General features: G+C 61.4%; 18 protein-coding genes. 4 read left to right on the top strand and 14 right to left on the bottom strand.

All coding sequences use genetic code 11. The annotated features are described in order from the left end of the window. Positions 1-10: 10 nt before the first annotated feature. From B0D78_RS05505 to fumC, 7 genes are all read right to left on the bottom strand, one after another. A complete protein-coding gene (locus B0D78_RS05505; protein ID WP_009164562.1) occupies positions 11-244 on the bottom strand; it encodes a FeoA family protein in 234 nt (77 codons plus the stop codon). A gap of 400 nt (positions 245-644) precedes the next feature. Further along, on the bottom strand, positions 645-923 hold the full coding sequence (locus B0D78_RS05500; RefSeq protein ID WP_078015976.1) for a hypothetical protein: 279 nt from the start codon (positions 921-923) through the stop codon (positions 645-647). A gap of 52 nt (positions 924-975) precedes the next feature. Next, complete coding sequence (locus B0D78_RS05495; protein WP_009164560.1) at positions 976-1,356, bottom strand: DUF1667 domain-containing protein; 381 nt, start codon at positions 1,354-1,356, stop codon at positions 976-978. Then, entirely contained in the window at positions 1,353-2,594 is a 1,242-nt protein-coding gene (locus tag B0D78_RS05490; RefSeq protein WP_078015975.1) for an NAD(P)/FAD-dependent oxidoreductase, read from the bottom strand. Before B0D78_RS05490 ends, B0D78_RS05495 begins: the two co-directional genes overlap by 4 nt. Next, a complete protein-coding gene (locus B0D78_RS05485; protein WP_078015974.1) occupies positions 2,591-4,075 on the bottom strand; it encodes an NAD(P)/FAD-dependent oxidoreductase in 1,485 nt (494 codons plus the stop codon). The genes B0D78_RS05490 and B0D78_RS05485 overlap by 4 nt, the downstream gene beginning before the upstream one ends. A 191-nt stretch (positions 4,076-4,266) precedes the next feature. Beyond that, positions 4,267-5,097 carry a M55 family metallopeptidase gene (locus B0D78_RS05480; protein WP_078015973.1) on the bottom strand — a complete coding sequence of 277 codons (831 nt, stop codon included), beginning with the start codon at positions 5,095-5,097 and terminating at the stop codon, positions 4,267-4,269. A 7-nt stretch (positions 5,098-5,104) separates the two neighbouring features. Continuing rightward, on the bottom strand, positions 5,105-6,520 hold the full coding sequence (gene fumC, locus B0D78_RS05475; RefSeq protein WP_078015972.1) for a class II fumarate hydratase: 1,416 nt from the start codon (positions 6,518-6,520) through the stop codon (positions 5,105-5,107). Between the two features lie 186 nt (positions 6,521-6,706). Between fumC and B0D78_RS05470 the strand changes: the two genes are divergently transcribed. Genes B0D78_RS05470 through B0D78_RS05460 form a run of 3 tightly spaced genes read left to right on the top strand, consistent with a single transcriptional unit; the run spans position 6,707 to position 9,364 of the window. Next, positions 6,707-7,585, top strand: a complete 879-nt coding sequence (locus B0D78_RS05470; RefSeq protein ID WP_009164554.1) for a papain-like cysteine protease family protein — start codon at positions 6,707-6,709, stop codon at positions 7,583-7,585. Then, positions 7,561-7,980 (top strand): nickel-responsive transcriptional regulator NikR, encoded by a 420-nt coding sequence (gene nikR, locus B0D78_RS05465; RefSeq protein ID WP_009164553.1) that lies wholly within the window; start codon positions 7,561-7,563, stop codon positions 7,978-7,980. The genes B0D78_RS05470 and nikR overlap by 25 nt, the downstream gene beginning before the upstream one ends. Before the next feature lies 1 nt (position 7,981). Continuing rightward, positions 7,982-9,364 (top strand): MATE family efflux transporter, encoded by a 1,383-nt coding sequence (locus tag B0D78_RS05460; RefSeq protein ID WP_078015971.1) that lies wholly within the window; start codon positions 7,982-7,984, stop codon positions 9,362-9,364. Positions 9,365-9,583: 219 nt separating this feature from the next. Here the strand turns inward: B0D78_RS05460 and B0D78_RS05455 are convergent, their stop codons facing one another. From B0D78_RS05455 to B0D78_RS05425, 7 genes are all read right to left on the bottom strand, one after another. Further along, entirely contained in the window at positions 9,584-10,597 is a 1,014-nt protein-coding gene (locus tag B0D78_RS05455; RefSeq protein ID WP_078015970.1) for a hypothetical protein, read from the bottom strand. Positions 10,598-10,707: 110 nt separating this feature from the next. Then, positions 10,708-12,270 carry a BCCT family transporter gene (locus B0D78_RS05450; RefSeq protein WP_240496121.1) on the bottom strand — a complete coding sequence of 521 codons (1,563 nt, stop codon included), beginning with the start codon at positions 12,268-12,270 and terminating at the stop codon, positions 10,708-10,710. Between the two features lie 138 nt (positions 12,271-12,408). Next, complete coding sequence (locus B0D78_RS05445) at positions 12,409-13,725, bottom strand: glycine/betaine/sarcosine/D-proline family reductase selenoprotein B (protein ID WP_078015969.1); 1,317 nt, start codon at positions 13,723-13,725, stop codon at positions 12,409-12,411. Between the two features lie 20 nt (positions 13,726-13,745). Then, positions 13,746-15,053: a glycine/sarcosine/betaine reductase component B subunit gene (locus tag B0D78_RS05440; protein WP_078015968.1), complete on the bottom strand. Its 1,308-nt coding sequence runs from the start codon at positions 15,051-15,053 to the stop codon at positions 13,746-13,748. Positions 15,054-15,456: 403 nt separating this feature from the next. After that, a complete protein-coding gene (locus tag B0D78_RS05435) occupies positions 15,457-16,107 on the bottom strand; it encodes a response regulator (protein WP_078015967.1) in 651 nt (216 codons plus the stop codon). After that, positions 16,104-17,177, bottom strand: coding sequence for a sensor histidine kinase (locus tag B0D78_RS05430; RefSeq protein ID WP_078015966.1), 1,074 nt, complete (start codon positions 17,175-17,177; stop codon positions 16,104-16,106). Before B0D78_RS05430 ends, B0D78_RS05435 begins: the two co-directional genes overlap by 4 nt. Before the next feature lie 141 nt (positions 17,178-17,318). Then, positions 17,319-18,668, bottom strand: a complete 1,350-nt coding sequence (locus B0D78_RS05425) for an MATE family efflux transporter (protein WP_078015965.1) — start codon at positions 18,666-18,668, stop codon at positions 17,319-17,321. A gap of 224 nt (positions 18,669-18,892) precedes the next feature. Here B0D78_RS05425 and B0D78_RS05420 point away from each other — a divergent pair, with 224 nt between their 5' ends. Continuing rightward, positions 18,893-21,664 (top strand): hypothetical protein, encoded by a 2,772-nt coding sequence (locus B0D78_RS05420; RefSeq protein ID WP_078015964.1) that lies wholly within the window; start codon positions 18,893-18,895, stop codon positions 21,662-21,664. Positions 21,665-21,823: the final 159 nt, after the last annotated feature.

Below are 21,823 nucleotides of genomic sequence, written 5' to 3'. Positions count from 1 at the left end.
CCGCGAAAAATTACGAGTCGTTCACGGTCACCATCAGGCGCGCGGCGACGTTTTGGTCCAGCGCCAGGCTGCTCGCGCCTCCCGCCGGCCGGACGATGACGTCGCCGTCCCGTTCCTGCAGAAGGGTGAGGATGCTGCCTTCGCTCAATCCCAGGCTTTCGAGGCGCTTGGACATTCTTGCGTCGCCGCCGGGATTGACGATTTTCAGATCGACGTTCAGCGGCGCCAAAGAGAGAGGGAACATGGGAAACCTCCTGAGACTGCGCGGCATTCGTTTTTCGGAGAGACCTTCCCGTCTCGGATCCTGCACTGGGTCTCCGCATGCGCACATTCGTATTCTTACTGAATTCTTAATGGAACTTATCGACGGCGGATCTCTTGTTCTTTGTCTTTTTCCTGCTTTCTCACGATGCAATGCTTCAGAGCCGATGCATTTTTCTGTTCAAAACAGGCGCATCATCGTCACAGAAGCGCGATCCCGTTCCGTGCAGCGAGCCCACGCTCGATGAGTCTTTTTCGTTCCGCGGCAGTCGCTCGCTTGACCGTACCGATGGCAATCAACTGAATTCGGAACAAAGCATCCACCGCTTTCCGGAATCATCAGGAATCCGACATGAGTTAGTTATACATAACTTACCGAGATTCTAACAACTGATTTCTTTCCTGTCAATAAGAACGGGATTTCTTGCGTCGTGTTCAATGACAAATCCGCCGCCCCGCCTTCCAAAAATCTTGTACTCCTTCTTGATTGAAACGCTGGGCAGGGAGAGCGCCTCGAGGGAGATCCGCACCACGAACTGCGCCGCAGGCGAGATCGTCCTGAGCGCCAGAGCGCCCTCGGGGGGCCAGCGGGCCATGTTAAGTTTTTTTATCAAGAGTTTAGAATCAACCGGTGCGAATACAAAGGGGCTCGCGAAATCCATCCGGAATTTTCGCAAGCCCCTTACTTCATAAATTCTATTTCATCACGAAAAATCAGCCCTTGCGAGGCACATGGCGCGTGACGGCGACGCGGCAAGGGACTCCGGCCGGATGATCGGCCACGATGTCGCCCGCCCGGACCGGCGCATGGAGCACGATTCCTTTCAGGCTTTCGCGCACGGCCATGATGTCCTTCAACGGGACGGCATCAAGCGTGCGCACGCTCGCCACGGGCAGCGTGCCGCCCTCCACCAGCACGTTCGTGGCAATGGTACGGCGCGGGTCCTCCACTTCCTGCTTCGCCCATCTGGCGCCGCGCGGACACAGATTGCCCGTCACCGAAACAAGCTTCGCTTTTTCGCCGCCGCTCGTCTCGACTTGCAGAGGACAGCCATTGGGACAGACGATACAAGTATATTCGCGGCGTTCGCTCACTGCACCGACACCTCCAAACTGCAGCAGCCCTTCAGATCAGCGGCCCTGACTCCGAGATGTTCCATCACGGCCGGATGAAGGCGCACCCGTTTTTCGCGCAGGATCTCACGGCCATCGGCGCTCACGACGAGACAGCGGTCACGGCCGGGAGAGACGAGACGGAACGCAATGGACACGTCTTTTTCGCCGCTGATCCGCGAAGGCGTAGTGTAACGCACGCCGGCGCCGGGACGAACGACGATGCTCTCTCTGCAAGGAGATCGTCCGAGAGCATAAGCCGCCGCGCGCGCCCCCGCTTCGGCCGCCTCCAGAGAGACCCAATCCACCAGATCGTGCACGTGCAGCACGTTGCCGCACGAGAAAATGCCGGGAACGCTGGTCATAAAGTCGTCATCCACCGCCGCACCGCCGGTCGCAGGATTCATTTCGATGCCGGCCATGCGCGTCAGTTCGTTTTCGGGGATCAGCCCGACGGACAGCAACAGAGTATCGCACTCGAAAATCCGCTCCGTACCGGGGATGGGGCGGCGTTTTTCGTCCACCCGCGACACCTGCACGGCTTCGAGGCGGTCGTCGCCGACAATATCGGTCACGGTCGTGCTCAGATAAAGGGGAATGCCGTAATCGTTCAGACATTGCTGGATGTTGCGCGGCAGGCCGCTTGAGTAGGGCAGCAGTTCGAAAACCGCCTCGACGCCGGCTCCCTCCAAGGTCATGCGGCGTGCCATGATCAGGCCGATATCGCCGGAGCCGAGGATGCAGATCTTTTTGCCGGGCATCAGGTTTTCGAGATTGACAAGATTCTGCGCGGCCCCGGCCGTGTAAATGCCCGCCGGGCGCGTGCCGGGGATCGACAGAGCGCCGCGCGGGCGCTCGCGGCACCCCATGGCCAGCACGACGGCGTCCGCTCTGAGTCGGACCATCTCGCCGCGACGGCTGACGAGCAGCTCGCGCTCCTTCGAAAGTTCCAATACCATCGACTCGGTCATGGCCTCGAGCCCCAATTCGCCGAAGCGGTCGATGTCGCGCTGGGCGTACTCGGGACCGGTCATGGCCTCGCCGAAACGATGCAGGCCGAAACCGTCATGGATACACTGATTGAGAATACCGCCCAAGAGCCGGTCGCGCTCGACCAGTACCACGTCGCGGCAACCGGCCTCGCAGGCCGAGATGGCCGCCGCCAGGCCGGCGGGACCGCCGCCGATCACGGCGACGCCGCAGTGTCTTTCCCCGATCACCGGTCTTCACCCCCGCCGAGCGCACAGCCTGAAAACATGGCGGACGCAGCGCTGTGATCCACAAAGTCCTCCCACTCCCAATCGAACTCCTCGCGCAGCAGGCGGACGATACGGGGAAAACAGAAGCCGCCCTGGCATCGCCCCATGGAGACGCGGGAACGGTACTTGAGGCTGACGAAGGCTCGCGCGCCCAGCGGATTGTCGAGCGCGTCCAGCACTTCGCGTTTGCTGACGCCCTCGCAGCGACAGATCATTTCGCCGTAATCCGGATCCGCAGCGATCATGTCGGCGCGTTCCTCGGGACTGCGCTCGCTGAACGACAGAGCGTTGCCAGGACGTGCGCCGTTGAAATCCGGGGTGCGCCGCAGTTCCAGATGATTTCCCACAAAACCGAGCACCATCTCCGCGATCGCAGGAGAACTGGTCAGCCCCGGGCTCTCGATGCCGAGCACGTTGATGAAGCCTTTCACGTCAGGGCGGTCCTCGATCACGAAATCGGCGTTGCCGCCGACTTCCGGCGGCGTCCGCTTGGCGCGCAGGCCGGCGAACGTACGGATATAATCGGACACGTGGATGTCGGGCAACAGCTTGAGCCCTTCGTCACGCAGCGACGCCATGACCGGCGCTTCGTTTCCGGTCCAGCGAGGCGAATCCTGATAATCGGCGCTCGGCCCGATAAGGATATTGCCGTCCACCGTCGGCGTCAGGTGAATGCCCAGGCCGGGATTTTTCGGATTCGGCGTGGGGTAGATCAGCGTGCGCAACGAACCGCCGAGGCGCTTGTCGAGCACATAGTATTCGCCGCGGCAGGGATAAATGCGATAATCCCCGATGCCCACCATCTCGCAGATTTTCGCCGCAAAAAGTCCCGCCGCATTCACCAGCACTCGGCAGGTGAGCATGTCGCCGCGATCGTTTCTCACTTCAAAGCCGCGCCCCTGCGGCAGCACGTTCACGTTCGCCACCGGCCAATCGAGACGGATGTCGACGCCGTTGGCCTTGGCGTTTTCGGCGAGGGCGATCGTCAGGCCGTAAGGCGAGATGATCGCGCTGGTCGGCGACCACAGCGCCGCGATCCCCTGTACGTCGGGCTGGATCTGACGCATGCGCGCCGGACCGATGATCTCCAGGCCCGGCACGCCGTTGGCCTGCCCCTGAGCGTGAAGACGTTCGATGCCGGGCAGATCGTCTCTGTCAAGGGCGACTGTCAGCTTGCCGATGCGCCGGATTTTCACCTTCAAGTCGCGGCACAGATCGTCCATCATGGCGTTGCCGCGCACGGCCAGTTCAGCGCGGAGCGTGCCCGGCTTGTAGTTGATGCCCGAGTGGAGCACGCCGCTGTTGCGGCAGCTTGTGCCGAGCGACACGTCAAGCTCGCGTTCGACGAGACAGGCGCCGATGCGATACTGCGCCAGCCCCCGCGCCACGGCGCACCCCACCACGCCGCCTCCGACGACGACCACGTCATAGTCTGTCTTCAATTGCCATCCCCCCAAAGATTGTCGCGCTGTTTCTTCATCAAAAATTCGAACACAAGGGCGCCGCGCCGAACAAAAGCTGACGGCTTATTGCAGCGCGGAACGACGTTTTTTCGGCCTCCTGTCCCAGAATCTCATGGGCTGCAAAAAGCCGATCCCGTCGCCGCGGACGGAATCGGCCCATACTTTCAGCGTTAGAATGGCGCGGTCCCCGCCAGATCGAGCACGGCGCTGACGCAGCGGCGCATTTCCACGGAGTCGGAGCCGCCGAAGCGGACGCGGCGGCCGTCGAGGCGCTCGACGAACGGCAGCGTTGCGGCGACATCGCATTGAGCGGTCTTGAGAAAAGCGATCTCGGCGATCCAGGACGGAGCGAAGTCCAGCACGGGCGCTTTTTTGCCGCGCACCAGCTGCGCCGCCTTGATGGCCGCGTCGTAAATGATCTTGTAAGTCTCTTCCGGTCCCAGGCAGGTCGCGGCCAGGCGGCCGCGAGCCTTTTTCACCGCGGCGGTGACGGCTGTGTCGCCCCACAGGGCGCGGGCTTCGCAGCAGGCGGCGTCGTCGCCGGTCACCAACGCCACGGGGATTTTTTTGCCGGAAGCGGCCGCGGCGTTGATGCCGATCTCGCCCACTTCAAGGCCGTTCAGTTTCACGCTGTAAACCACGTTCGGATCGATGGTGTGATCCAGCACCGCGCACCGCGTGCCGGCCATGGCATGGTAACAGAGGAAGAAGATGCCGTCGCACTCGTCGAAGCCTTCCATCATGCCCAGCGTTTTGGGCGAGCCGCTGGTCAGCCGCGCCCCCTTCGGCCACTCGCCGATGTCCAGATTGGTCATGTGACTGTGAGCGTCGTTGACGATCACCTCGTCGGCGCCGCCGTCCAGAGCGCCGCGCACCGCCGCGAGCACGTCGCGCTGCTGCATCCTGCAGCCGAAAGCGTATTCCGGACGGCGGCTGTCGCACTGCGCGATGGACGTGACGCCCGTGGCGCCTTCCATGTCGGCGCTGATAAAAATTCTCATCGGACGGTTACTCCTTTTCCGCCGATTTCGCGGCGGGCGGCTTCACGGCCCTCACGGGGCGCCCGACCATCAGCTCGGGACGGACGGCCGCGTCGAATTCCTTGGCCGACAGGTACCCAAGCGCCAGCGCCGCTTCGCGCAGCGTCGTGCCTTCGCCGTTCGCTTTTTTGGCGATCTCGGCGGCCTTGTCGTAGCCGATCTTCGGCGCCAGCGCCGTGACCAGCATCAGGCTGCGGCTCAGGTTCTCGGCGATGCGCGCCTCGTCGGCCTCCAGTCCGGCCAGGCAATGGTCGGTGAAGGAGTTCATCGCGTCGCCGAGCAGGCGGCAGCTTTGCAAAAAGTTGTAGGCGATCACGGGCAAAAACACGTTCAGCTCGAAGTTGCCCTGCGACGCCGCGAAGCCCACGGCCGCGTCGTTGCCCATCACCTGCACGGCCACCATGGTCACGGCCTCGCACTGGGTGGGATTGACCTTGCCGGGCATGATCGAACTTCCCGGTTCGTTCGCGGGGATCTTCAGCTCGCCGAGGCCGCAGCGCGGGCCGGAAGCGAGCCAGCGCACGTCGTTGGCGATCTTCATCAGATCGGCGGCCAGCGCCTTGAGCGCGCCGTGCAGCGCCACGATCTCGTCGCGGCTGGTGAGCGAGTGGAACTTGTTGGGCGCGGTGCGGAAATCCACGCCGGTGATGTCGCCGATCTCCTGCGCCGCGAATCTGCCGAACTGTTCGGGCGCGTTCAGGCCGGTGCCCACGGCCGTACCGCCGAGGGCCAGATCCTTCATGAACTCGACGGCGGTCATGATCATGGCCTGGCAGCGTTCGAGCATGCGCGCCCAGCCGCCGATCTCCTGTCCCAGCGTCAGCGGCGTGGCGTCCTGCAGGTGCGTGCGGCCGATCTTGACCAGATCCATGTATCGTTCCGACTTGGCCTGCAAGCACTCGCGCATCTTTTCCAGCGCGGGAAGCACTCCCTTTTCCACGGCCAGCACGGCGGCGACGTGCAGCGCCGTGGGAAACGTGTCGTTGCTGCTCTGGCTGCGGTTGACGTGGTCGTTGGGATGGATCTTCCGCCCCAAACGTTCGGAAGCGAGATGGGCGATCACTTCGTTGACGTTCATGTTGCTCTGGGTGCCGCTGCCCGTCTGCCAGACCTTGAGCGGGAATTCGTCCCAGCGGCCGCCGGCCAGCAGCTCGTCGGCGGCGTGCATGATCGCCGCGGCGGTTTCGGCGTCGAGCGCGCCAAGGCGGCCGTTGGCCGCGGCGGCGGCTTTCTTGAGGATCAGGAAGGCTTCGATGATCCCGCGCGGCATCGTCTCCGTGCCGATGCGGAAGTTCTCGTAGCTGCGCTGCGTCTGCGCGCCCCAGTGACGCTCGGCGGGGACGGCGATCTCGCCCATGCTGTCTCTTTCGATGCGGGAATCCATGGATAACTCGCTCCTTTCTTTCCGTTGACGAAAAGATTCTCTGGGCAAAGTGTACCACGAAACGGGCGCGGCGGCGCGGAACGATTTTTTTGTTTTCCGCTCAAATCATCCGCCACGAATGGCGTTCTTTGCGCTAAAATAAGAAATTATGCCGCAGGCTTTTATTTGCAAAGGAGGAATGCGTCGATGGCAGCACATGCAGAAAAAGAGAAACTGCCGCTCCCGCCGCTGTGGGAACTGACCCGGCACGAGGCAGCCATTGTCGCGACGCGGTGGAACGCCGATCCGATCATTCACGTGCCCGAAGGCTACAACCTCGAATCGGACGCGTCGGCCTTTTTCAAAGCGGCCGACTGCCCCAACTCGCCTTATTTTCCCGCGCTGGACTTTTATCACATGTACAGCCAAGGCTCGCGCACGATCCTGCCCTGTTTCCGCACCTACCAGCAGACGCGCGATTACAGCTGCGCCTCGGCCGTGGCGCTGATGGTCATGTACCACTTCGGCTATCACGACTGGCGGGAGCTGGAGATCGCCGACAAGATGGCGGCCTTTCACGGCCTGCCGACGGAGTCGCGCCGCCCGATCCCGGTCAAGGATCTGGTCCATTTCTTCGAGGCGATCGGCTGGGACGTGGCATCGAATCTGCCTTTCGCCGCCAAAGCGCCGCAGGACGCCGCGCCCTACAATCCGTGGCGTTGCGCCGAGGCCAAAAGCTTCCCGACGCTGGACAGCTTCGCGCGTTTTTGCCGCCGAACGCTGCGCGACGGCGCTCCGATCATGGTCGAGAACATCGACTGGGGCGCGCACTGGCGGGTGATCATCGGCTACGACGACATGGGCACGGGCAATCCCGCCCACGGCGTGCTGATCCTCGCCGATCCGCACGACACCGCCGACCACTGCCAGGACGGCTACGTCGTGGAACACATCGACAAGTTTTACAGCACCTGGTACGACATTTTCGTCATGGAACGGGACGAATGCACTCAGCCTTGGGTCGTCGCCCGTCCGCCCCGAAAGGAAGGAGACTTGTGGCCATGCACCGTGAAAAAGAACCGCTGATCCGTTTCGGCGTCGCCGTTCCGGAGAACCTTCTGCAGAGTTTTGACAAGCGCCTCGAGAACGCCGGCCTGCCCAATCGCTCGGAAGCGCTGCGTCAGCTGATCCGCGAGTACGTCAGCCGCGACACCTGGCAGAAAGGATCGGGGCAAGTCTACGGCACGATCACGCTCACCTACAATCATCACAGCAACGACGTGACGGCGCGCCTTACCGGCCTTCAGCACGATTTCGGCGACATCATCGTGTGCACCACCCACGTCCACGCCGATCATGATCATTGTCTCGAGACTGTCATCGTCCGCGGCGACGTGGAAAGCGTGAAGGAATTCATCGCCTCGCTGCGCGCGCTCAAGGCCGTCAGCTCGGTCAATCCGGTGATCGCCGTCCTGGTCTGAGATGCCCGACGCTTCCGCTCTGATGGGCAGCGCGCCCATTCCCCGCCTGATCCTCCGCTTCGCCCTGCCGGCCACGCTCGGGGTGCTGGCCAACGCGCTTTACAACATCGTCGACCGCGTCTTCATCGGCCATTACGTCGGCGCCGAGGGGCTGGCCGCCATTTCCGTCGTCTTCCCCATCATTCTGCTGGTCGTCGCCTTCAGCGCTCTGATCGGCGTCGGCACGGCCTCGCAGATCTCGCGCGATCTCGGCGCGCAGGATCAGGAACGGGCCGAGATCGCGCTCGGCAACGGCGTCACGGCCTCCGTCTTTTTCCTGGCCCTGACGGCGCCGCTGCTGCTGTTCAACATCCCGGCGATCGTCAGGCTGTGCGGCGCCACGGAGCGTATCGCGCCGCTGACGGAGACCTACCTGAAAATCACCGGGCCGGCCATTCCCGTTCAGTTTCTCAGCATGGTTCTGATCGCCGCCATGCGGGCCGAAGGCCATCCGCGCCATGCCATGTGGGCGATGGTGCTCGGCTCGTTGTTCAACGTCGCCCTGGACTGGTGGTTCATCGCCGGGCTCGGCATGGGCGTGGCCGGCGCCGCTTGGGGGACCGCCGGTGCGCAGATTTTCGCCTTTCTCTGGCTGCTGGCTTTTTACGCGCGGCGCCGCGGCGCGCTGCGGCTCTCTCCCGATCGGTTCAGGCCGCGTTGGCGGGTGCTGGCCGAAACCTGCGCGGTGGGGGTGTCGCCCTTTCTGATCAACATCTTCTTTTCGGTCATGCTGGTGGCGTTCAATCTGCTGCTGGGGCAATACGGCGGCGAGATGGCCATCTCCGCCATGGGCATCTTCTTCGGCCTCGACAGTCTGCTCTTCATGCCCGTCACCGGCATCGGCGAAGGCGCCATGCCCATCATCGGCTACAACTACGGCGCGCGCCGCTGGGACCGCCTGCGCGAAACGGTGAAGATCGCGCTGCTGTTTTCGGTCGGCTATTATATTTTGTCCGAAGCGGCGGCGATGTTCTGGGCGGAGGAATTGGCATCCCTCTTCACCGACGGCGACGCCGAACTGATCGCCCTCGCGGCGCGCTGCATGCGCATCGGCTACGCCGCCCTTCCCTTCAGCGCTGCCGCGATCATCGTCGGCTACACGCTCGAGGCGCTCGGACGGGCGCGGGCGTCTTTCTGCTTCAACCTGATCCGCCAGCTCGTCGGCATCGCGCTGATCGTCATCCTGCCAAGATTCCTCGGCGTCGACGGCGTGTGGATCACCTTTCCCGCCATCGATTTCGTCGGCGGCCTCGCCGCCGCGCTGCTGCTGCGCCGTGAAGCGCGGAACCTGCGGCGAACGGAATTTGCGGCGCCGAGTTCCGCCGCGCACGCGCCAGCTCCATGAAACAGCTTTTTTCGCGGGCGTCAGAAAAACAAAAACGCCGATTGAACTTCGGCGTTTACACACAACGCAGCAACCCTTTCCCCCTTCCGACCGTCTGTCATCGTCACTTTCAGATCTGTCGGAAGGGGATTTTTTTGAAAAAAGCGCTGTTCACACATAACTTCATGATGAGGCGCGCGCGACGACATTGCCGTCGCGCGCGCCTCACTTATTTTGCTCTCAGCCGAACAGATCTTCCTGATCGTCCACGTCGGGACGCAGGATGCGCACGGTCTCCTCCTGGAACCAGTCGTAAAGGGTATCTTTCGGCTCTTTCTGCGCGCGCAGGCGTTCGATGCTCGTACCGAGGATGTAAAACGGGCGGCAGGGTTCGATCAGATCGCGCCCCCAACGCCGCAGTGTCGCCGCCAGATCGGCCAGCTGCGTTTCGGTGTCGGTGACGAGAGCCAGCAGCGTCCAATCCTCCTGCTCATCGGCGTCGAGATCATACCAGCCGGGGACGTAGACGCGCCGCTGCTCCATCAAAAAGACGTGCAGCCGCCCGATCAGCGGCAGCAGTTCCCGGGGATCGTCACCGCATTTCACGGCAAACATCAGATCGACGTTATAAAACCCGAAGCGGTCCGACGCCATCGGTTCGAAAAACCTGTAGTGTTCGAAATCGGCATGGCTGCGCAGCATGAAGTCGATCGTCAGCGTCCCTGCGGGAGCGCCGTTTTCCTTCGCCCAGGCGTCGAGCCCCGCCTGGCCGGGAGCGGGCAGGCCGCGTGCGCCCACACCCCAGTGCGGAAAAGCTCCCGTAAACGATTCGACGAGCGGATGCTGCGGCCAGATCGCCCTGACGCGCTCGCCCTCAAAGGCGAAGTACCGGTCGTCGGGAAGACAGGGCACGACGGGAAACGTTTCGTGATGAGTGACTTCCTTGACGCCCCACTGCTGACGGAACGCGCGATCGAGCAGCTGGCACATGCGGTTGTGTTCCAGCTCCCGGCAGGCCTGCGCCTCGTCGTCCGTCGGAGCGCCCATCTCCGCCGCCGGAACTCCGGTCGACCGCGCCAGCTCGCGCCGCGCCGCCTTGCCCTTGGACGTCAGCACGTAGCCGCCGCCGCGGCGTGCCAGTTCGCCGGCTTCGAGCATCCCGGCCAGCGACGAGGGATCGTCGCCGGCCAGCCGCACCGTCTCCTCGTCCCAACAGGGGAATTCGGGAGAAAACAAAAGGATCGAAGATTCCATGATCGTTCCTCCTTCGTCTAAGAGAAATATTTTTCCCATGGCAATTTTACAAAACGGACGCCTTTTTGCGAAAAAAGGCGTCCGTTTTTTCACGATTGAATTGAAGAGACTTACAGACGCCCGTTCCGCTCGTCGGCGTTGAGGGCCTTCCAGAACCCCCAGCAGGAGAAGAACATGATGAACGCGAACGGAGGCGCCGTGCACAGTGAGATGGTCTGAATGTTGATCAGGCCGCCGGTGGTCAAGAGCACCACGGCCAGAGCGCCCATGAGGATGCCCCAGATGGCCATCTTGCTCTTGGACGGATCGCTGGTGCCGTGCTGGCAGTACGCAGCCAGCACGAACGTGGCCGAATTGGCCGAAGTGACGAAGAACGTCGTGATCAACACGATCATGCCGTAGGACATGGCCGTGCCGAGAGGATAGTGCTTGTACAGCTCGAAGGCGCCGACGGAAACGTCCTTGATCACTTCCGCCGCGATCTTGACGTGCTGGACCAGCTCGAGATGCAGCGCCGAAGTGCCGAAGATGGCGAACCAGACCGCGCTGCCGAGCGCGGGAACGATCAGAACGCCGGCGATGAACTCGCTGATGGTGCGGCCGCGGGAAATGCGGGCCACGAAAGCGCCGACGAAAGGCGCCCAGGCGATCCACCAGGCCCAGTAGTACAATGTCCAGTTGGCAAGATGTTTCTGGTACCCGGCGCCGTAGGGATCCATCATGAAACTCTCCTCGACCAGGCCGCTGAGAAAATCGCCGATACCGGTCATGAAGGATTCGACGATGGGCAGCGAGGGGCCGACGATGAACATCAGGGCCATGAGGATGAAGCAGACGCGGATGTTGAAGTCGGCCACCTTGGAAATGCCCTTTTTGATGCCGAGCACGGCCGAACCGGTGTAAAGCACGGCAAGAATCGCGATGATGACGACCTGAACGAACGTGGTCTTGGGCAGTCCGAAGACGGTGTTAGCTCCCGAGTTCAGCTGCAGCGTGCCGAGCCCCAGAGACGTGGTGATGCCGCCCAGCGTGGCGAACGTGGCGAGAATGTCGACAACCTTGCCGAACGTCCCCTTGACGGCCTTCTCTCCGACCAGCGGGATGAAGATCGAACTGATCAAGCCGGGCGCGTTGTAGCGGAACTGATAGTAGGCCAGCGGCATGGCGATGACGGCGTAACCTGCCCAAGGATGCAGCCCCCAATGGAAGAAAGAGACCTGCAGCGCGTCACGGGCGGCCTGGACGGACTCGGGAGCCGCGCCGAAGGGCGGATTGGTGAAATAAATCAAAGGTTCGGCGGCACCATAGAACACCAGCCCCACCCCCATACCGGCCGAGAACAGCATGGCGAACCAGGCCAAGTTGCTGTATTCGGGGCGGTCCTCCGCCTTGCCCAGGCGGACTTTGCCGAAACGGCCGGCGGCGATGAAGAGACAGAAGATAACGAAAACGTTCATGAAGAACATGTACCCGGCGCCGAAATAAGTCGTCAGGCCATTGAACAACGACTTGGCGAAAGAGCCGAAAGAATCGGGCGACAGCAGTCCCCAAAGGACCGCCGCGAAGGTGATCAGAATTGAAACGTAATAAACCGCGTTGCTCTTGGTATCGACGCAGCCTGACCAGTCAAGCCGGCCGTGGTCGAGAGGATTTCGGGAAATTTTATCCGACATTCAAGCGACTCCTTTCACAATGGGAAGGACGATTCAAAACAAGGGGCTGAAATTCACGTTTCAAAAACGTCCTTTCAGCCCCTCGAACTTACTGCCTTGTCTCTGGTCGAGAGAATCTCACTCCGCCGTTCCGTCAGATCAGAACTTGGAGGGGAACACCGTCGGCTCGGTAATGTCCGTCGCCAAAGCGTTCAGAGCCGCCTCGACGCGGCTGGTGCGCAGCTGCCACTCGGCCTCGGCGCTCAGTTCGGGATCGCCCAGAGGATAGGGGACGGACACGGTCTGGACCATGCGGTTGGCACCGACGGTCTTGGCCACGTCGATCAGATTGCACATCACGACCACAGGGATGCCGCTTTTTTCGATTTCTTTGCCCATCGTTGACCCGCAACGAGTGCACGTGCCTCAGGTGGCGGTGAGCACGACGGCGTCGACTTTGGCGGCGTGAAGCTCGGCGGCGATCTCCTTGCCGAACTTGGCGGCGAAGGCCTGGGTCGTGCCGGTGCCGACAGTCACATAGTAATAATCATAAAGTTTGCCGATCTTGCCCTGTTTCTCGAAGTAGCGCATGGCGTCCACGGGGATGCCGCGATCGGGAATGTGGCACATGGCGGCGGGGTCGAAACCGGCGTGGATCGTCTTGAACACGCCCTCGGGCAAGTTGTCGAGCTTGGAGATGTCGTACTTGCCCCATTTCTGGGCGGAAGCGCTCTGGATACGGTCGGGATTGTCCACGGGCACCACGCCGGAAGACGAGACGAGCGCGACGGTGGCATGGGCCAGATCCTTGAGCGCGGGCGCGGGCGGGATCTTCTCCATCTTGGGGATGATCAGCTCGGTCTGGAAGGGCTCGCCCTTGAGCTTCTTGAGCAGCATGTCGATGACGCGGTCGGCGGCGATGCGTCCGTCGGGCTGAGGGATCTCGGCGCGGATGCCGCGGGGGAAGTAACCCTCCTGGGCGGCGGGCAGGAGCTCTTCGCCTTTGGCGATTTTCTTGGCGAACGCAGCCATGGCGGTCACGTCGTCCTTCATGAAGGTCGCCTTGCGGCCGCCCTTGAAGATGTAGCACACGGATTTGTACTCTTCGACGCCGGGGTTTTCCTCGTTCATGGAGGTGATCACGGGCACGTGATAGCGCTCGGCCACCGCCTTGCACATGATGCCGCAGCCGACGCCGTAGCGTCCGGCCATGAAGGCGGGACCGGCGAAGAAAATGTCGAATTTCTTCGTGTCGAGCCAGGCGAAGATCTCTTTCAGGGCCTCGTCGGTGTGATTGGTGATGTAATTATCGCCGCAGACGATGGTATTGGTGACTTCGATGTCGGGCTTCACCATCTGGTTCAGCATCATCGAGCAGCCGACGAGATCGTCGTGGAAAATGGGCTTGGCGTCGGCCGCGTCTTCGCCGCCGACCTGGCCGAAGAACTGGTTGATGTAATGAATGGCTTTCAGCATTTTATTTTTGCCTCCCCGATTTAAAAATCAGCGCAGGTTCTCTTGGAGTAACCGCTGATGTGGTTGGCGCAGAACATGCCGTTGTTTTCCATCACGAAGGAACCGTCGGGACGGATGCAGCCTTCCCAGCCGCCGGAGTTCCCGTCGCGGGCCAGAGCTTCGAGCTCGCCGATGACTTCCATCTTCGGGAACTCGTACATCTGGGACACGTTGCCGGTGGTGACCAACGCGTCGGTGACGGGGTTCATGGAAACGAGGGGCTGCGAGGCGCCGTCGCGGCCGGTGCACTCGTCCGACAGGCCGATGGTCTTGATGCCGAGGCGCTCGAGCTCGACCAGCATGGCGGTATAATCGACGTCGGGGTTGCCGTACCCTTCTTCGACGACGACCGCGGCGTCGACGCCGAGAGAGGCGCAGATCTGCCCGGCCATCTTGGCGCAGCGGACTTTTTCGTCCATCTTCACGTTCAGCGTGGACATGACGACGCCGAGGAAATTGATGGTCTTGCCGTGCTGTTCGTAGAGCTTCTTGATCATCGGATTGACAGCGAACTCGTAAGTCGAGATCTTCGACGACGTGGGCATGAAGGACCCCGACACCATGCAGCCGTCGAGCAGTTCGTTGGGGTGCATGAAGGTGGGCAGGATATGGTTGCCGTCCCAGCCGTAGATCAGCGTGTTGTAGCCCATCGTCTCCATCTGGGTCTGCGGCTGGAGCAGGTAGACCACGCGGGGCAGTTTGTCCACTTCAGGGCCGCGCTCGTTCAGGGCAGGCAGGTCGTAGACTTCGATGTTCTCGGGCTCGAGATCTTTCACACACTGGCCGACGTATTCGGCAAGGCGCATGCCGGCCCAGCGCAGGGCGTGATTTTTCTTCTGCTGCTCGCGCTTTTCGAACTCTTCGTCGGTGTCCGCCACCAACACGAGATTGACCATGTCGCCGAAGATGGTGTGATGCTGATACGCGCCGCCCATGGCGATCAGGCCGTCCTGGAATCCGCCCCAATGTTCGCCGACGACGAGCAGCGAGCAGTCCTGCAGACAGTGGGTGCGGCCGGAACCGGCGATCTCCATCTCGGACAGGACGCCGGGGAAGATTCCGTGGCCGCCGGACACCTTGCAGCGCATCTCCACCGCTTCCTTGACGGGACAGAGCACCACTTTGTCGCCGGGATGCACGATCCTCAGATCGGCGGTGGTGATGTGCTCGTCTTCCTTGACGACCTTGAGCAGTTCTTCCTTGTTGACGGTGAGAATGCCCTTGCTGTAGCCCGTATGGTCGCCGAACTTGATGTCGGTCACATGAAAGGCTCCGATTTCAAGTCTCATAACTGAAATCACTCCTTCTTCAAGATTCGCGGGATCAAATCCCTCCGATGCCCCTTCGAGATGACCGGACGTTCTCAGCCCGGCCGCTCCATTCCCTCTGTGTTGCTTTTCACGATTGGATTATAATGAAAAAGAATGAATGACTTCCATAATGAAAAATGTGAAAATGCCCGTAGTAAAAATTATGACGTGCCGTTCGCGACAATCCGACGGCGTCGCTTAACGCGGAACATGCACAAAGAGCCGCCCCGGTCGATGCGAGGCGGCTCTTTGCCGTTGTTTCCCGACAAGATTTTCACGATGGTTCGGTGTCTGCCGCACAGGCGGCGCCGTTGCCAAGTTTCCTCTTCCGTTCCGCCGCGGGTGCCGTGCCCGCTTTTTTCTTCGCGGCTGGAGAGGCGTTTCAGCTGAGGTCGAGGTAGCCTTCGCGGATAGCGTAGCGCGTCAGCTCGGCCATGCTGTTGCAGCCAAGTTTGTCGAGGATGTGGCGACGGTGCGTGTCCACCGTGTTTTTGCTGATGCTGAGCTGTTCGGCGATCTGTTTGGCGTTGCAACCGTTGACGAGCAGTTTCAACACGTCCAGCTCGCGGTCCGACAGCGGGCAGCTCGAGGACTGGGCTTCGTTTTCGGTCAAGCGCAGATAATCTCCGATAAGCGTCGAAAGGATCGCCGGCGTCAAGTAATACTGGCCGTTCGCGACGGTTTGGATGGCCAGGCACAGCTCCTGCGACGAACACTCTTTCAGCACGTAGCCGCGGGCTCCGGCCTTCAGGCTCTCGACGATCAGGTTCTTGTCGCCGTGCATGGACAGCACCAGCACCTTCGTGCCGGATGAGCCGGCGGCAATCTTCTGCGTCGCCTGGATGCCGTTCAGCCGCGGCATCGTCATGTCCATCAGCACCACGTCGGGCTGCAGACGTTCCGCCGCCGCGACGGCCTCCGCGCCGTCGCGGGCCAGTCCGGCCAGTTCGATGCCGTCCGCTTTGCCGAGCAGTTCCCGCAGTCCTTCAAGAAACATTTCGTGATCGTCGGCCAGAAGCACGCGAATACTCATTTGAACTCCCCTTCCTTCAGTTTCAACGGGCAGGACATGGCGACGGTCGCGCCCTTCCCGGGGATGGAAACGATTTTCAGAGTTCCGCCGATGGGTTCAAGGCGTTCCCTGATGCTGAAAAGCCCAAAGCTTTTCGTTTCCTTGCGCTCCTCGTTATGATCGAGGTCGAAGTCCTCGGGGAATCCCCGGCCGTTGTCCTCCACCGCGACCATGATCTTCCCCGGGCCGCGGTTGACGATGATGGTGACACGCGTCGCGCCGGAATGTTTGATCACGTTGATCAGCAGCTCGCGTGCCATGCGGTAAAGGATCACGCAGACGGCATCGTCCGCCCAGAAGTCGGCCATGGTCCCCTTCGCGCGCAGCTCCCACTTGATGCCGTGCGGCGTGAGCAGGTTGTCGGCCAACGATTCCAAAGCGGGATTGATGCCCACTTCCTTGAGAATGGGCGGGCTGAGCTCGAAGATCAGCGAACGGCTTTCGCGGATCATCTTCTCCGTGTTGGCTTCCAGCGCCGCCATCTCCGCCTCCAGCGCCGGACGCACTTTTTCGCGCAGCTCGCGGATCTTGTGAAGCTGCGAGACCAGATCGTAGCCGATGCGGTCGTGCAAGTCGGTGGCGATGGCGCGGCGCGTGCTCTCCTCGGTGAGCGTCAGCTGCGTGGCCAAATTGCGCAATTCATTTTTTTTGCGGTCCAGCGCCTCGTCGGCATCCTTCAGTTTCGTCTTGTCGAGGAAGATCACGGCCGCCATGGCCGGCGGCAGAGGAAAAGCGATCGCCTCGAGAAAACTGCCGGCCTCTTTGCTGTTGCCCTCGCAGTGCACCGAATGCCCGAGACGCAGACAGTCGACGATGATCTGGGACCAGCGCGGCTCGGAAATCGGCCATACGTCGAGAAAGCTGCGGCCGATCACGTCCCGGCGGCGAACCTTCATGACGCGCTCGTAAGACGGGTTGACGTCGACGAAAAACACCCTGTCGGCCGTGATGCTGCGGTGCGATCCTTCTTCCACGCGGTACAGCGCGATCGGGTCGAACGTCCGCGCGAACAGCATCCGATACACGATCATGGCTTCTTCAGATGTCCCGGATGCTCTTCTTCCATTATGTTCACTATAATTTATTTTAACTCATCTGCCTTATCCATGAAATCATGAAAATCATTATTTTCGCCTCGTCGGCGCGATACGGGAAGCGGCGGCATCGCACCGTCAGCGTTCAAGCTTTTTGAAGCGTCCTCGGTAGAAGATCAGCAGCGCCAGCGTCACACAGCAGGCGCACACGTCCGCCACGGGATAGCTCAAGAACACGCCGGCGACGCCGAAAAAGCGCGGCAGGACCAGCAGCGAGGGGATGAAAAAAATTACCTGGCGGCTCAGCGACAGAAACAGCGCCGGCCCCGCGAATCCCAGCGCCTGAAACGTCACCGTGCCGACGATCTGAAAGCCGATGATCGCGAACGTGGATTGGAGGATGCGCACGCCCCAGACGGTGAGGCGGATCACCTCGGCGTCATCGGTGAACGCGCGCACGAAAACGTGCGGAAAGCCGAGCAGAATGATCTCGCCCGTCACGGTGATGACCGTGGCCGAAAGCAGCGCGATCTCGATAGCCCTGCGGGCGCGGCCGTAAAGTCCCGCGCCGTAACAGTAACCCACGATCGGCTGCATGCCCTGGCCGATGCCGAAGATCGGCATCACGGCGATCGACGAGACCTTCATCATGATCGCGTAGGCGGCGATATGCAGCGCCGAACCGTAATGCGAGATCTGATTCATCAGGATCGTGTTGGCCACCGTCAGCGCCCCCTGGCGCGCGAACTCGGAAACGCCGACGCCGAGGATCTCGGCGTCGATGGCCCAGCGCAGCGGCATGCGGCTGACGCGCAGGGCGATCAGGCTGCGGCGCCCCGTCAGATAGTAGCGAAGATTCCACAGCAGCGTCACCAGCTGGCCGATCACCGTCGCCCAGGCCGCTCCCGCCATGCCCATCTTGAAGCCGAAGATGAACAGCGGATCGAGAAAAACGTTCAGCACCGCCGGCAGCACCATCGAGTACATGGCGTAGCGCGTGTTGCCCTCAGAGCGGATCGTGTTGTTGAAGAGCATCCCCACGATCACCAGCGGATTGCCGAGAAAGACGATGCCGAGATATTGCCGCGCGTAGTCTGCCACCTGCTCGTCGGTCCCCATCATGGCGATCAGCGAATCGAGGAAGAACAGCCCGGCGGCCAGCGTCGCGAAACCCAGCGCCGTCGACATCACGAAGCCGTTGCCCAGCGCCCGCTCCGCGTCGTCGTCCAGTCCCGCGCCCAGTTTGCGCGACGACAGCGAGGCCGTGCCCATCGCCACCCACATGGACAGCGCCCCCACGAACAGCTGCAGCGGGAACGCCACCGACGTGGCGGCGATGCCCAGCGGGCCGACGCCCCAGCCGATGAAGATCGCATCGACTACGTTGTACGAAGCCATGACGAACATGCCGATCATGGCCGGCAGAGACATTTTCGCGAGCAAACGCAGCAACGGCGATTGCGCCAGCATTTCACGACGATTTTCCATAGATTTCCTGCACCTTCCATAAATGTATTTTTTTATGATAACACGATTGTTTTATAAACACTACACGATGCAAATGGAAAGCGTTCCGTTCCTTTTCCGCTCGGGAGCGTCCCTTTTCTAAGCCTGTGCTATAATGAGTCCGGCATGAAAACGCCGGCACAAAATCGCGAAGCGTACCATCATTGCCGTTGTGAAAACGACAGAATAGAGGAGGTTAAATCCCAATGAAAAAACTTTTCATAGGCATTGCGATCCTGCTCGCGGCGGCCGTCGTCGCCGTCTGCACGTTGGACGTCGGCACAGGCTGGATCGCTCAGAAAGGCGCCGAATACGTGGCCAACACCTACAATCTGGGCGTGTCCATCGGCGGCGCCAAAGGCAATCCCGTCAAAGGCTACACTTTCAACGACATCGAACTGACGCGCGACGGCGCGTCGCTGATCAAAGCAGGCAAAATTTTCGTCGACCCGGCGCTGCTCAAGCTGATCACCGGTAACGTGGCGCTCGACTGGATTGAACTGGGCGACATCAAGAGCACCATTCCTCACCTGCTCCAGCTGGCCGAAATCTTCACCGGCCAGAAAGTGACGCTGCCCAGCGCCGTTCCGCTCAACGACCTCCAGCTCAATTCAGTCGGCGGTACGCTGGACGGCAGCGAAGCCGAGGCGGCCTTCGACATCGCCCTCAACGGTCTGCCCCTGAAGGGCAGCTTCAAAGTCAGCATGGCCCCCGGCCTGACGATCAGCAAAGGGAACATCGAAACTGCCGGCGGTACGATCAGCGTCAACGGCAGCGTAGCGCCGGCGTTGAATCTCAAGGCCGCTGCCGACAAGGTGCAGATCGGCGATCTGGCGGCCCTCGTTCCCCAGCTGGAAAGTTTCCTCGTCAAAGGTTTGGTCACCGCTGACATGACCGTCACAGGCGAGCCGGGCAATCCCGCCGTAGCGGGGACTGTCAGCTTCGAGGACGGTTCCGCCATGGGCTTCCCCGTTTCGGCCAGCACCACGGTCGCGATGAAAGACCTGAAAGTCAATCTCAAGCCTCTGACCGTCAATGCCATCGGCATTCCCACCAAAGGCGACGTGTTCGCCGACCTCGGCGGCAAAACGCCTTCCATCAAAGTGAACATGAACACCGACGGCCCCGTCACCGCCGAAACTCTGCGCAAGAATCTGCCCTCGCTGCCCGCTGAACTGAGCGGACAGGTCGACGCCGTCAACGTCGCGGTCGAAGGACCGGTGAACGCCCTCAAGGGCAGCGCCCAAGTCAAGGCCGACAAGCTTACGTTCGGCGGCGCCAGCGTCACCGACACGCTTTTCAAGGCCGCGTTCAACAGCAAAGGGCTGATCACCGTCTCCGGCGGCTCCAACCTCGCCGGCAATCCCGCCACGCTCAAAGGAACGGTCAACGCCGGCGGCAAGGAAGTGGCGGCCGACGTGGCTTTCAGCGTCAAGGACTTCGACCTCGCCATGCTGCCCAAGATCGTGCCTTCGGCGCCGGCGAACATCAAGGGCAAAGTGAACGCCGCCTTCACCGTCAAGGGCAAGGGCAGCGCCATCACCGCCGGCGGCAAGATCGACTCGCCGCGCGTCTCGCTCAACGACATGAACATCGACAAGGTCAACGTGCCCGTCGCCTTCCAGGGCAGCACGGTGACGTTCAAAAACGCCTCGCTGGTCTTTATGGAACTGCCCGTCACCAAGGTCAACGGCTCCATCACCATGGGCAGCGACAATCTGGCCTTCAAGGAAATGTCCGCGGTCGTCGCCAACGGAACGATCAAGATGGACTCGGTGCTGAAATTCGGCAAAAATCTGAACGGCACCTACGATCTGAAACTGAACGGCATCGACCTCGGCAACGTGATGAACACGTTCGGCGCCGCCTCGCTGGGCGCTTCCGGCAAACTCAGCGGCGGCCTCAAGGGCGAGCTTTCCGACACGGACATCACCGGCGACGGTTCGCTTTCCATCCCCGTCTTCTCGCTTACGGGGCTCAAGTTCGAACAGATCAGATCCTCCCTCAAACTCTCCAAAATGGTGGCCTCGCTGCCCGATTTCTCCTCCAAATTCGCCGGCGGAACGATCGACGGCAATGCGAGCATGGACATCAACAAGATGACTTACGAGCTCGGCGCCAGCCTGAAGGGCAGCCAGCTCAAGACCATCATCGACCAGATGGCGCCCGCGCTCGGCGGCGGACTGACCGGCACGCTGACCGGCGAATACAAGGCCGCCGGCAAGCTCAGCCCCTTCACGCTCGACGGCGAAGGTTCCGTCTCCTCGGCAGGCGGCAGGATGTACGGCTTCAAGCAGTATCAGTCCATCGTCAACGCCGTCGCCGCGCTGCACGGCAACAAGGGCATCGCCTACGCCAACGCCAGGATCCCCTTCGCCAACGACATCGAAAAGCTGACGCTCAAGGACGGCACCGTCATCAACGCCGAAAAGGGCGACGGCATTTATCAGTACATCAAAGCCAACGGTACCTTCGCCTACGCCGGCAATCTGAACATCAACGTCGACGGTTCCATCAACGCCATGCTCGTGAACACGGCGGCTTCGACCCTGAGCGGCGCGATGGCGGCCGGTGGCGCGGCGGCCCTGTTGACCGGCGGCGCCGGCGGCATCGCCGGCCTGATCGGCGGCGGTATCGCCGGCGCCAGCAAGAGCTGGGGCGTCAACGACTTCCGAAACCTGACCTTCCACATCGGCGGCACTATCGGCGACCCCAAGATCGGCAGTTTCAAAGTCAACGGCAAGACCTGGGACGCCAAGGAAGCCCAGCAGGAAAACGCCAAAGTCACCAACGTCAAGGACCAGGCCAAGAACGCCGTTGAAAAGGCCAAAGAAGACGCCGTGAACAAGCTCACCGAGAAACTCACCGGCAAGAGCGGCGCCGAAAGCGGGTCCAGCAAAAACAGCGTCAGAGACCAGCTCAACGATGCGCTCAACAAAGAGCTCGAAAAAGGGTTGAACAGTCTTTTCGGTAAATAAGAGGCGGACGCCTGCGGAACAAAAAACGGCAGAGCACAGAACATGGGCGGCGGATTCATGTGAATCCGCCGCCCATGTTCTGTGCTCTGCCGTGACGAGCCTCTTTTCTTTTCGAAAAATTGTCGGCACATGAAGCCGGGGAAAAGTAGTTTATCTGTA

Source organism: Pyramidobacter sp. C12-8, assembly GCF_002007215.1.
Classification (GTDB): domain Bacteria; phylum Synergistota; class Synergistia; order Synergistales; family Dethiosulfovibrionaceae; genus Pyramidobacter.
Note: the sequence above shows the minus strand (reverse complement) of the source record. Positions and strands in the feature narration are given on the sequence as shown.

What these genes read in the sequence shown, in the direction of transcription:
- B0D78_RS05505 (WP_009164562.1), bottom strand. Translation starts at nt 244, where the DNA reads ATGTTCCCTCTCTCTTTGGCGCCGCTGAACGTCGATCTGAAAATCGTC.
- B0D78_RS05500 (WP_078015976.1), bottom strand. Translation starts at nt 923, where the DNA reads ATGGATTTCGCGAGCCCCTTTGTATTCGCACCGGTTGATTCTAAACTC.
- B0D78_RS05480 (WP_078015973.1), bottom strand. Translation starts at nt 5,097, where the DNA reads ATGAGAATTTTTATCAGCGCCGACATGGAAGGCGCCACGGGCGTCACG.
- fumC (WP_078015972.1), bottom strand. Translation starts at nt 6,520, where the DNA reads ATGGATTCCCGCATCGAAAGAGACAGCATGGGCGAGATCGCCGTCCCC.
- B0D78_RS05470 (WP_009164554.1), top strand. Translation starts at nt 6,707, where the DNA reads ATGGCAGCACATGCAGAAAAAGAGAAACTGCCGCTCCCGCCGCTGTGG.
- nikR (WP_009164553.1), top strand. Translation starts at nt 7,561, where the DNA reads ATGCACCGTGAAAAAGAACCGCTGATCCGTTTCGGCGTCGCCGTTCCG.
- B0D78_RS05460 (WP_078015971.1), top strand. Translation starts at nt 7,982, where the DNA reads ATGCCCGACGCTTCCGCTCTGATGGGCAGCGCGCCCATTCCCCGCCTG.
- B0D78_RS05455 (WP_078015970.1), bottom strand. Translation starts at nt 10,597, where the DNA reads ATGGAATCTTCGATCCTTTTGTTTTCTCCCGAATTCCCCTGTTGGGAC.
- B0D78_RS05450 (WP_240496121.1), bottom strand. Translation starts at nt 12,270, where the DNA reads ATGTCGGATAAAATTTCCCGAAATCCTCTCGACCACGGCCGGCTTGAC.
- B0D78_RS05440 (WP_078015968.1), bottom strand. Translation starts at nt 15,053, where the DNA reads ATGAGACTTGAAATCGGAGCCTTTCATGTGACCGACATCAAGTTCGGC.
- B0D78_RS05435 (WP_078015967.1), bottom strand. Translation starts at nt 16,107, where the DNA reads ATGAGTATTCGCGTGCTTCTGGCCGACGATCACGAAATGTTTCTTGAA.
- B0D78_RS05430 (WP_078015966.1), bottom strand. Translation starts at nt 17,177, where the DNA reads ATGATCGTGTATCGGATGCTGTTCGCGCGGACGTTCGACCCGATCGCG.
- B0D78_RS05425 (WP_078015965.1), bottom strand. Translation starts at nt 18,668, where the DNA reads ATGGAAAATCGTCGTGAAATGCTGGCGCAATCGCCGTTGCTGCGTTTG.
- B0D78_RS05420 (WP_078015964.1), top strand. Translation starts at nt 18,893, where the DNA reads ATGAAAAAACTTTTCATAGGCATTGCGATCCTGCTCGCGGCGGCCGTC.